The following is a 9541-nucleotide window of genomic DNA, read 5'->3' as shown; positions in this document are numbered from 1 at the left end:
CATTTGAAACTGGCGACTTTTGGGCTTTGAATCCATTAGTCGCCAAATTAATTTGCAACCTATGTACCGTAAAACACCCAACCAACGCTTACCCTGCGAGCCCGGATTTTGCCTCCAAAGCCAGACAAATTGTCAGTAGATGTAAATAGTTCCTATCCTGTAACGATTACATGAACGCAACACGTTACAGAACTCAGATTCGACAACGATTCCACCTGGTAAGACACCAAGCATCGCTGATAATTTCGACTTCAAAGTATTTCCTACACTATCCGCTGTGCTGGAGGCTACACCAGTCGAGTTCCAATCCATTTGTACTTTGCATTCAGCTTGATTCGCCAGCCTGCTTCTGCGTGGCTTTAGCAAGATGGTTGCAACACGCACTTCTTTGTTAGTTTTCGAAACACCAATGCATCTTCACCAAACAGAGCCGCAGCGCTGTATATGTCCCACTGAAATTTGAAGGAGAATGGCGTTCCTGAGCTACCTTGAGCTCGGTACACAGCAATTCTCTCCTGCTCAGGGATGTGTTTAATTTATATCTCTATAAATAAATTGTTGATCAGTTGTTTCAGTACAATATTCAACAGCTTCCAGAGTCATACTCCCATTGGCTTGAAAATGGATTGTATTTTCGTTCGGCCTGAAAACGAGTTTGCCTGCCATCACTGTAGGTTCGGTAGCAGTCCCCATTTGAACACCGAGTGTTGCAGGTGGTGTATCCTGCGCGTGGCGCAGGTGCTGAGGGATACAAGCTTGTGCGTTTTTTGACAGCCTTGGTGTTCACGGCTTGTTTGGGTTTGAACTCTCTGATCAACGCTACAATTCTGTAGTTGTCAGCACGAATGGCTTCCTCTTCGGCTGTTCTTCCAAATTTGTTTTTTATGTCAACTCGGGCGCCATTTTTTAGGAGAACACGCGCAACATCTTCCCGGTTGTTCAGAGCGGTAAGCATAAGAGGCGTTGCCAGTTCATCGTTAAGGCTGTTAACGTTCGCCCCTTTGCGAATCAAAGTTTTTACTATTTCCGTATCGTTTGATCGATTGCCACTCTCTTGAGGGAGGGCAGCATCATGTAAAGCGGTCCAGCCGGAATTACTCTTTTTCTCCATATCGGCTCCAGCTTTGACCAAGGCGCTGACAGCGCCGATGTTGCCGTCGTAAACGGCTCGTATGAGAGGAGTCCAACTACTATCGTTAGCAATATCAGTATCCGCTTTGGCTCTAAGCAGGACCTGTCGAACCTTGGGGCGATCGTTTGATACGGTCAGGTATAAGGGTGTTGCGTCGCTGCTGTTTCTGGAGTTCCGATTAGCTCCCGCGTCAATCAGCAGTTGGGCGAGCAGGGCGTCGTTGGTGCGAGTTCCATTGGCGGCGTTGTTTGCAGTGAAGTGCAGGGCCGTCCAACCTGAATCATCCTTTATGTCCACATTTGCTCCAGCGGCGATAAGAGTTTTAGCTGCTGCAGTATTGCCGTCGAACACGGCTTGCATGAGCGGTGTCCATTTTTGTTTGTCGGGAATGTCAGGACTCGCCTTGGCTTTCAGCAAAATCTGTTGAACCGCTGAACGATCGTTTGATACGGCGAGATACAAAGGTGTTGCGTCGCTGTTGTTTCTGGCGTTCCGGTCAGCGCCTGCGTCAATCAGCATTTGGGCGAGGGTGGCATCATTGGAGCGAACCCCATTGGTGGCCTTGTTCGCAGTGAAATGCAGAGCGGTCCAACCTGTATCATCCTTAATGTCCAGGTTTGCTCCAGCGGCGATAAGGGCATGAGTTGCTTCGGTATTACCATCAAACACAGCCCTAATGAGCGGTGTCCATTCCTGGTCGGCAGCAATGTCCGGGTTGGCCTTGGCGTTTAGCAGAGTCTGTCGAACCGCTGAACGATCATTTGATACGGAGAGATATAAAGGCGTTGCGCCGCTGTTGTTTCTGGAGTTCCGATCAGCACCCGCATCGATAAGCAGCTGGGCGAGCAGGGCATCGTTGGTGCGAGTCCCATTGGCGGCGTTGTTTGCAGTGAAGTGCAGCGCTGTCCAGCCTGAATCATCCCCAATGTCCAGGTTTGCTCCAGCGGCGATAAGAGTTTGAACCGCTCCAGTGTTGCCTTCGAACACAGCTTGCATGAGCGGTGTCCGTCCATCGTTACCCGCCAGGTCTGGATTCGCCTTGGCATTGTGCAAGGTCTGTTGAACCGCTGCGCGATTGTTCCAGACACTCAGATAGAGCGGGGTTGCGCCCTTACTGTTCTTCACATCTCGGTCAGCTCCGGCGTCGATCAGCATTGTGGCGATCTGCGCGTCGTGGGTTCGATTTCCGCTTGTGACAGGATTTGCGGTGTAATGCAGGGCTGTCCATCCAGTATCGACTTTCGCATCAAGATTAGCGCCAGCACTAATTAGAGCTTTGATTACTTCAACTTGACCCAAATAAGTGGCCTGTGTAAGGGCGGTGTATCCCCCCTGAACTTGGTGGTCAAGGTTTGCGTCAAAGTTGATTAGGGTAGTGATGAACCCAACATAATCGGTGCTTTCTGCCAATGTGGTTAGTAGTGAGCTTCCGTAGCCATCTACCGGCGCATCAATATAAAAAGAGGCCTTCTCAAGTTCAGTTCGGAACTGCTCGGCCGTCAGCTTGCCGCTTTTTATGAGCGCTAGGAGCTCTTTGGCTTTTACAGAGCTTTCCTTGGCAAGTGCGTGAGCCCATTTGTAAGTATCGGTAGCTTCACCTGCAGCCAACCCTAAAGACACCGCAGATTGACCGTTGGCGTCAGTTTTGAAAGGGCTAATTCCTTTTTGAACCATTTTCTCGGCCGTTGCAACATCATGCTCAGAAATTGAAGCCATGAGTTTGCTTTGGGACGCGCAGCCAGAGAGCATGATTGCCAAACAGAATAATATGAGAAGATGAAAACGCATTTTATTAGCCCAATCTCCAAAGAATTAAAGGCACATGATATATGCTGCAGATGTTTTGTTAATCGGGTTTGACCACTCTTTACGTTGTGATTACAGGAAGTTACCGGAAGGGTTTTTGGTTCGAGTCTGAGTAACATGAGATGTGGCGGCCTATCACTGTAGGCCAGGCTGATTTTAGTAGCTAAAACTTAAAATCCCCGTCTAATTGCGCTTAATCGTCACTTTGACCGGGCACCTGCATAGCTTCAATCGGTATTTTAGATAGTGTCAATTCAACTAAATGAGGTGACACTATGTATATTAATATCAAACAGTTGGCAAAGCGGTACGATGTTTCTCCAGCAATGATATGGCGCTGGGTGAGTTATGATTTTTTCCCGAAGCCTCATAAGCTGGGCCCAGCCACAGCCAGGTGGCATGAGGACGACATCAAAGAGTTCGAGGCCAGGTCGGCGACACGATCACGAGTTGCAGGTAAGGGGGGGGAATCCGATCGTCAATGACCTCCCATTTTATGCACTGAAAGCAAGTTCGTTTCCACAAGCCTCGCTCAATCTAACCAATGCTTCGATGATCGCGAGCGGACGACAGAAACGCTTCTGGGTCGACCGCCAGCAGAAGAAGGGGACATACCCAGCTGTTTGAGCCACGTCTGATCCCGGCCGAGAGCTTCCAGCAAAAGGCGGAGTGAGCTTCTATAATCCTTCTCGGTGGATGGGCTGCACCAGTGGTCCAGCAGCCACCGGCAGTGCTTTTGTTTAACCTGCTGAATTTTTTTAACTTCAGGAAATCGAGACTCGACAGCGGCCATCATTTTAACGATGCGGTTCAAATGCAGTTTTCGAGTTCTTTCAGCGCCCTGTTTGGCCTTGATGCGTTTGTATACGCTATCGAGATTCACTGCCTGACCTCCTCTTCAGCGTGATCGGTTCTGTGTCGCTTTCCGACATAGGATGATGAGATCCTTGTGCGCTTGTGGCCGCCTCGGTTACTCACCACTTCTCTGCCTACGGAATCGGCCTCTCTGTCGAACGGCCCTGACTGCTTAAGCGGCGCAGACTGACCCGTCTCTCGTTCGTATACCTCGATAAACGCTTCGGCCCGTAGGTCTTTCGGGCAATTAACGCCAACCTGTTTGAGAATCGTCCGCATGGGGTTGGCGTGCCGATTCAGAAACTCTTTAAGGGAGATGTTGGTGTCGATCAGACATGTGCCAGAGCTGGAAATGGCATGAAGTGCGTAATCAAGAGCTTGCCACTGGACACTTTCAACTGGAATCCACCGAAGTTCAGATTTGAAGCCCCCTTTAGTCCCCTCCAGTATATTTACAGCGCCATAGGTGTCAGCTTCCCATTTCATTCGATGCAGGTCTGCCAAGGCTGCCTCACGGAAGCGCATTCCAAATGCTCGCCAGAGCAAAACCATTGCTGCGCCTCGATAGTTATTCTCGGCTTCAGCGAGCCGGACAGCCTCGATGACCTTATCCCACGTTGCCATTGGCAAGACCGTTCTTATGTAGGATCTCTTACCGACTGCGGCGGCTGGGGAAATCCAAATTGCCTTATCCTGCCGTACTGCTCGCATAACCACGTTTACCGTCGAGATAAGATTCTGTGCATAGCTAACTTCCATATCACCAGAGAGCACAGCATTTGCCAGAGTCTCTGCGTATTCAACGGCGTGGGCCAATGTGATTTTGCGCAGGTCTCGAATCGGTGGGTCGAGTTTCGACAGCCATTTCAGGTAGTGTTCAAATCGGGCGTGGTGGGTGAAACGGGAGTTATGATGGTCATCCTCGCCATAAGCCTGTGCAAGCGCCACTTTCGCTGCGTATCCAGGCTTATGGCCTAGGCCAAAGTTCCGCTTATTATTATTTCTGATCGTCCGTTTCTGATTTTTCATTTCGTACTTTCCTAAATAGCGACATATCTCCTATCAGTGTGTGCAGCATGGTTGTGTGGCAAACCCTCAGCATATGGGGTCAGGACCTCTCGATTTTCCACACGCGTAGGCCCTGTCCCCGTACGCTAAGTTAGTTTTAACCATGTCCAGATCATGGCTCCGGGCCTCCGTTAGCGCTGCTGCAAGCGCGATTGATTTTTCCTCACAAACCGGCGATACCATTTCTGGTCGGGGCGGGCTTCATGCAGTCAGCATGACTTGTGAGGTATGGGCACCACATTTAGTGGTAGGGGTGGGACGAGAACGAAAGTTGAGTGGTGGCGGTGATGACGCACAGCTGATTACGGGGTAATCCACCCAGTCCTATAGGTTTCGTGCAGGGTTTCGTTGCTCGTGGCGTTGGAAAGAGCTCCGGAATGCCTGATAACAGGCGGTGAACTCCATCCAAACCTAATGCATCTCAATTTTTTAAGGCTATAAAGCCAGAACAGAAAAACCGAGATATGTTGGTTGAGATCGATGCCAAAAAGGGCGTTTAAGGGGAGAGGTCGTGGAGAACTCGTTAGGGGGTGCCCATAGGGCATTGTAGAGCGGATCGACAGATCCATTTTTCATGCTGTTTGTTTTATGGTCCCAGCTAGACGCAGTTGAGGCAATGCCTCAGTTCATGGATATTGTCTGGAATATTGTCGTGGATGTCCAGCAGAGTAAACGCAGTTTTAGCGCGTTTAGCCAATGATTAGTGCTTGGCCAAAACTAGCAGAGGAGGCGCCGAGTGCACTCCAAGTGTACCGGGAGTGTACCTGCTGAATTCCCACGCACATATCGTTGAACCTCTAGGTACACTACGGGTGCATTCGCGGTGCACTGCCGATCCAAGACAGGTGACTAACCCATGTCCAAACTCCATGCTAGAGCTGGCCGATAATATCGCCTGCTTACTGAATTTTTCTGGAGAACCTATGTACAACGCTGGCGCCTTTTCGTCGATTAGGGCGTCAGTGATTCCAGATACGCTGTGATCTGGCCGAGGCCTGCCGTCGTCGCCACCAAGTCGATTGGGCGCGAACCGAGCCGGCGGTTCTCTGTTGTCATCCAGTGAACCATTGCCGCATGATCGTTTCCGGTTTGAGACTGAAGTAGCTGATAGATCTCGATTAACTGCAAAGCCCTTTTCCCTGCCTGGCTTTGCGGGTCTATTGGGGTGCCTGAGTCCGCCACATTTAAGCCGTTCAGGCCCGTCACGTCGACACCCAAAACATCAATATACTGCGCGGTCGAGAGTTGCAGTTCTGCCGCGGCCCGGGCGGCGACTTTTGCGAGTACTAGCCCTTGGTTAGGTTTCATATTTGCCCGATTCCGAAGAACGCATGATCTATCTATTCCACTGACTCAACGGCTCCACCCATTCGACAAAACTTCCGCCTGCTGCATGATCAGCTCAATCGCCGCTGGTGCTTTGTCTGGCGGATATTTATAGCGCTGCAGGGTTCGGCGCACCAGAATTCGCAATTTGGCCCGCACGCTCTCACGCACCTGCCAGTCCACGGTGGTGGATTTGCGCAGCTTGTCGGTGATCTCCACGGCGATCTTCTTCAGGATCTCGTCTCCCAGCTCCCGCACGGCGCTTTCGTTGCTGGCCAGGGCGTCGTAGAAGGCCACTTCGTCCGGGTTCAGGCCGAGGGCGGCGTCACGCTCCATTTCAGCCTGGAACTGCTTGGCCATGGCGATCAGCTCTTCGATCACCTGGGCTGTCTCGATGCCCCGGTTGTTGTACTTGCGCAGCGTCTCCTGCAGGCGGTCGGCGTACTTCTTCTCCTGAACTACATTGTTACGGGTCTTGGCTTTGATGTCGTCTTTGAGCAGCTTTTCCAGCAGCTCCACGGCGAAGTTCTTGTAGGGCATCTGCCGAACGTCTTCCAGGAACTCGTCAGAGAGCAGCCCGATGTTGGGCTTGTCCAGGCCGCACAGGGCGAAGACATCCGTTACCCCTTCGGCCACCAGCGCGTTGTCCAGGATCTGCTTCAGGGCGGTGTTCTTCTCTTCCTCGGTCAGCTTCTTGTCTACGCTGGTGAACTTGGTGATGGCCGTCTTCACCTGAGACAGGAACGCTACCTCCTTCTGCAGCGCCTGGGCCTCGTCCAGGGTGGCGCACAGCGAGAAGGCCTTGTTCATGGCCAGCACCGTATCCAGGAAGCGCTTCTTGCCGTCCTCCAGGCTGAGAACGTAGTTGGCGGTGGGTACCAGATACTTGTGGGGCTCGGTGTCAAAACCGCTGTAGCTGAACCCCTTACCTTTGGGGCCAGGCGCAAACATACCGTGGATGATGTCCAGCTTCTCCAGCAGGATGGCGTAGGCTTCTTCGGCGCTGTGGGTGGGGGAGCCCTTGCCCTTGGCGTCGGTGTAGGTTTTCAGGGCGTGCTTGAGCTCGTTGGCAATGCCGATGTAATCCACCACCAGCCCGCCGGGCTTGTCCTTGAACACGCGGTTTACCCGGGCAATGGCCTGCATCAGGTTGTGGCCCTTCATGGGCTTGTCCACATACATGGTGTGGCAGCAGGGCGCATCGAAACCGGTCAGCCACATATCCCGCACGATCACCAGCCTGAGCGGGTCGTTGATGTCCTTGAAGCGCTTCTCGAAACGTTTTTTGGTCTGCTTGTTGTGGATGTGCGGTTGCAGCAAGGCGCGGTCAGAGGCGGAGCCGGTCATCACAACCTTGATGGCACCTTTCTCGGGATCATCGTCGTGCCATTCCGGGCGCAGGGCGACAATCTCGCTATACAGGTGAACCGCAATCTCCCGGCTCATGGCCACAATCATGGCCTTGCCGTCGATGGTGCTGGAGCGGGTTTCAAAGTGGTTCACCAGGTCTTCCGCTACCTGCTTCAGGCGCGGGCCGGCGCCGACCAGCTTCTCCAGCCGGCTCCATTCGCCCTTGGTTTTCTCGCGGCTGCCAACGTCTTCGTCGTCTTCAACCACTTCCTCCACCTGGTCAGACAGCTCCTCGATTTGTTCGCGGTTGATGTCCAGCTTGGCCAGGCGGGATTCGTAGAAGATGGGCACGGTCGCACCATCGTCCACGGCGTCCTGGATGTCGTAGATGGACACGTAATCGCCGAACACGGCCCGGGTGTCTTTGTCTTCGTTTTCGATGGGGGTACCGGTAAAACCGATGAACGAGGCATTGGGCACAGCATCGCGCATGTGGCGGGCATAGCCGAATTTATAGGTGCCGTCTTTTTTGAGGGTGGCTTTCAGCCCGTACTGGCTGCGGTGGGCTTCATCGGAAATCACCACAATGTTATGGCGATCGTTCAGTACCGGGTGGCCGGATTCGTCGTTCAGCAGGGCGAACTTCTGTACCGTGGTGAAGATGATGCCGCCCGATTCCCGTTCAGACAGCAGGCGCCGTAGCGTATCCCGGTCGTCGGCCTGCACCGGTTCCTGCTTCAACAATTCCCGGGCCGCGCTGAAGGTGGCGAACAGTTGGCCGTCCAGATCGTTGCGGTCGGTGACGACAATCAACGTGGGGTTGTTCATCTCCGACTGTTGCAGCAGCTTGCCGGCGTAACAGCACATGGAAATGCTCTTGCCGGAGCCCTGGGTATGCCACACTACCCCGGCTTTCTTGCTGCCGGGCAGAACCTCGTCTCCGTAGGTGGCCCGCTTCTCGCTAATACCATCGCCGCTCATATCCTGTGCAGCAATCACCGTCGCCTTCACCGCCTCACGCACCGCATGGAACTGGTGGTAACCGGCAATCTTCTTGATCAGCTTGTCGGAATCCGTCTCGAAGATTACGAAGTACCGGATGTAATCCAGAAACAGCTCCCGGTCGAAGAAGCCCCGCACCATGGTTTCCAGCTGCCATTCCAGCAGGGGCTTGTCGTCCTCATGCTTGATGGTGCGCCAGGGCATGTAGCGTTCCTGGCTGGCGGTTAGGGAACCCACGCGGGCCAGATAGCCGTCGCTGATAATCGCCGCCTCGTTGTAGGCGAACAGATCGGAGCATTCGTCTTTGTAGGTCTGGATCTGGTTGTAGGCATCCCAGATGTTCACGTTCTCGGCGCCGGGGCTTTTCAGCTCCAGTACCGCCAGGGGCAGGCCGTTGATAAAACAGACCACGTCCGGCCGGCGGAGCTGTTTGGAGCCTTCGAGAGTGAACTGGTTGATGGCCCGGAAGCGGTTGGCGGTCAGGTCGCCGAAGTCCACCAGAAAGGCCTGGTCGTGAACTACCTTGTCGTCGCGCTTGTACTCCACCGGCACACCGTCCAGCAGCAGGCGGTGAAAGGCCCGGTTGCTGATCACCAAATCCAGGCTTTCCGGTTTGCGGACGACCGCCACAGCCTGTTCAACGGCGCTCTGGGGCAGGTGAGGGTTGATGCGGTGAATAGCCGCCTCAAGATCCGCCAGCAACAATACCTGCCGGTAATCGGCCCGTTCCGGGGCTTCGCCCTCCGGTGCCAGGTCAGGCCCGTGGGCGATCTCCCAGCCACCTTCGGCGAACCATTGCAGGCATTGTTGTTCCAGCTGATCTTCCGTCATACCTCAGTCCTTATTCCCCTTCACCTCTAACATCGGCGGGCTCCTTCAGCAGCAGGAAATGCTCAATCAGCCGGATCATCAGGGTTTTCTGATCCGGCAGGCTTTCCGCCACCAGCAGGGCCAAGGCCACCAGGGTGTTGTCATTAATCAGTTGTTCTACCGGCCGCGCCA

The 9541-nt window shown here is 53.5% G+C and carries 5 protein-coding genes; all 5 read right to left on the bottom strand.

Going from position 1 to position 9541, the window contains the following annotated elements:
* Positions 1–583 precede the first annotated feature (583 nt).
* Positions 584–2848, bottom strand: a complete 2265-nt coding sequence (locus tag ACTH3S_RS16590; RefSeq protein WP_441810121.1) for an ankyrin repeat domain-containing protein — start codon at positions 2846–2848, stop codon at positions 584–586.
* A 622-nt stretch (positions 2849–3470) separates the two neighbouring features.
* Positions 3471–3821 carry a hypothetical protein gene (locus ACTH3S_RS16585; RefSeq protein ID WP_441810120.1) on the bottom strand — a complete coding sequence of 117 codons (351 nt, stop codon included), beginning with the start codon at positions 3819–3821 and terminating at the stop codon, positions 3471–3473.
* A complete protein-coding gene (locus ACTH3S_RS16580; protein ID WP_441810119.1) occupies positions 3818–4822 on the bottom strand; it encodes an integrase domain-containing protein in 1005 nt (334 codons plus the stop codon). The genes ACTH3S_RS16585 and ACTH3S_RS16580 overlap by 4 nt, the downstream gene beginning before the upstream one ends.
* Before the next feature lie 990 nt (positions 4823–5812).
* Positions 5813–6169: an MbcA/ParS/Xre antitoxin family protein gene (locus tag ACTH3S_RS16575; RefSeq protein ID WP_441810118.1), complete on the bottom strand. Its 357-nt coding sequence runs from the start codon at positions 6167–6169 to the stop codon at positions 5813–5815.
* A gap of 45 nt (positions 6170–6214) precedes the next feature.
* On the bottom strand, positions 6215–9370 hold the full coding sequence (locus ACTH3S_RS16570) for a type I restriction endonuclease subunit R (RefSeq protein WP_441810117.1): 3156 nt from the start codon (positions 9368–9370) through the stop codon (positions 6215–6217).
* Positions 9371–9541: the final 171 nt, after the last annotated feature.

Origin of the sequence: Marinobacter sp. (genome assembly GCF_052094685.1) — a bacterium.
Taxonomy (GTDB): Bacteria; Pseudomonadota; Gammaproteobacteria; order Pseudomonadales; family Oleiphilaceae; genus Marinobacter.
The sequence above is the reverse complement of the archived record's forward strand: the minus strand, read 5'-3'. Positions and strand labels throughout refer to the sequence as shown.

Bases quoted from the DNA above. Each gene is read 5' to 3' on its own strand.
- ACTH3S_RS16590 (WP_441810121.1), bottom strand. From the start codon at position 2,848: ATGGCTTCAATTTCTGAGCATGATGTTGCAACGGCCGAGAAAATGGTT.
- ACTH3S_RS16580 (WP_441810119.1), bottom strand. From the start codon at position 4,822: ATGAAAAATCAGAAACGGACGATCAGAAATAATAATAAGCGGAACTTT.
- ACTH3S_RS16575 (WP_441810118.1), bottom strand. From the start codon at position 6,169: ATGAAACCTAACCAAGGGCTAGTACTCGCAAAAGTCGCCGCCCGGGCC.
- ACTH3S_RS16570 (WP_441810117.1), bottom strand. From the start codon at position 9,370: ATGACGGAAGATCAGCTGGAACAACAATGCCTGCAATGGTTCGCCGAA.